1 protein-coding gene is annotated in these 1929 nt (G+C 64.9%); it reads left to right on the top strand.

Annotation, left to right across the window (positions count from 1 at the left end):
• Positions 1 to 1916: acetate--CoA ligase (gene acs, locus AB0B25_RS32085; protein ID WP_357187588.1), on the top strand; the 1916-nt coding region annotated here is incomplete at its 5' end.
• Positions 1917 to 1929 lie beyond the last annotated feature (13 nt).

Raw genomic sequence — 1929 nt, 5'->3', positions numbered from 1 at the left:
CCTTCCCGCCGAGTGCGGAGTTCGCTGCCGCGGCGAATGCCGATGCCTCCCTCTACCAGCGCGCGGCCCAGGACCGAGAAGCGTTCTGGGCCGAGCAAGCCGCCCGACTGCACTGGCACCACCCCTTCCACCAAGTCCTCGACTGGAGCCAACCACCCATCGCGAAATGGTTCGTCGGCGGCACCCTCAACATCGCCTACAACTGCCTGGACCGACACGTCCTCGACGGACACGGCGACCAGATCGCCATCCACTTCGAAGGCGAACCCGGCGACACCCGCGCCATCACCTACCGACAACTACTCACCGAAACCAGCCAAGCCGCCAACTACCTCACCGAACTCGGCCTGCAACCCGGCGACCGAGTAGCCATCTACATGCCGATGATCCCCGAAGCCGTCATCGCCATGCTCGCCTGCGCCCGCCTCGGCCTCACCCACTCCGTCGTCTTCGCCGGCTTCTCCCCCACCGCACTACGCCAACGCATCGACGACGCCGGCGCCCGCCTCGTCATCACCACCGACGGACAATGGCGCCGCGGCAAACCCCACCCCCTCAAAACCGCCGTCGACGAAGCCCTCCACCACACCCCCCACACCGTCGAACACGTCCTCGTCGTCCGCCGCACCGGCACCGACATCCCCTGGACCCCACACCGCGACCTCTGGTGGCACGACACCATCACCCACGCCCCCACCCACCACCAACCCCAACCCTTCGACGCCGAACACCCCCTGTTCATCCTCTACACCTCCGGCACCACCGGAAAACCCAAAGGCATCCTCCACACCACCGGCGGCTACCTCACCCAAACCGCCTACACCCACCACACCGTCTTCGACCACAAACCCGACCACGACATCTACTGGTGCACCGCCGACATCGGCTGGATCACCGGACACAGCTACATCGTCTACGGACCCCTGGCCAACCGCACCACCCAAATCCTCTACGAAGGCACCCCCAACCACCCCGACGAACACCGCCACTGGCAAATCATCGAAAAATACGGCGTCACCATCTACTACACCGCCCCCACCCTCATCCGCACCTTCATGAAATGGGGCAAACACATCCCCGCCGCCCACAACCTCACCAGCATCCGCCTCCTGGGCTCCGTCGGCGAACCCATCAACCCCGAAGCCTGGCGCTGGTACCACGAAAACATCGGCGCCAACAAAACCCCCATCGTCGACACCTGGTGGCAAACCGAAACCGGCGCCATCATGATCTCCCCCCTCCCCGGCATCACCACCACCAAACCCGGCGCCGCCATGACCCCCCTACCCGGCATCAGCGCACAAATCGTCGACGAACAAGGCAACCCCACCCCACCCACCAACACCGACACCACCGGCTACCTCGTCCTCGACCAACCCTGGCCCGCCATGCTCCGCGGCATCTGGAACGACCCCCAACGCTACCAAGACACCTACTGGCACCAATACCGAGAACACGGCTGGTACTTCGCCGGCGACGGCGCCAAACTCGACACCGACGGCGACCTCTGGATACTCGGCCGCATCGACGACGTCATGAACATCTCCGGCCACCGAATCTCCACCGCCGAAGTCGAATCCGCACTCGTCGGACACCACGGCGTCGCCGAAGCCGCCGTCGTCGCCGCCCACGACACCACCACCGGCCAAGCCATCGTCGCCTTCGTCATCCTCACCACCGACACCCCCAACACCGGCGACACCCTCACCAACGAACTCAAAACACAAGTCGCCACCCACATCAGCCCCATCGCCCGACCACGAGAAATCCACATCGTCCCCGAACTCCCCAAAACCCGCAGCGGCAAAATCATGCGCCGCCTCCTCCGCGACATCGCCGAAGGCCGCCAACCCGGCGACACCTCCACCCTCCTCGACCCCACCATCCTCACCACCATCCACACCAACAAAACCTGACCACAAACCGGCG

It is taken from the genome of Nocardia sp. NPDC049190 (genome assembly GCF_040648115.1).
Classification (GTDB): domain Bacteria; phylum Actinomycetota; class Actinomycetes; order Mycobacteriales; family Mycobacteriaceae; genus Nocardia.
This window is presented reverse-complemented; position numbering and strand designations above follow the sequence as displayed.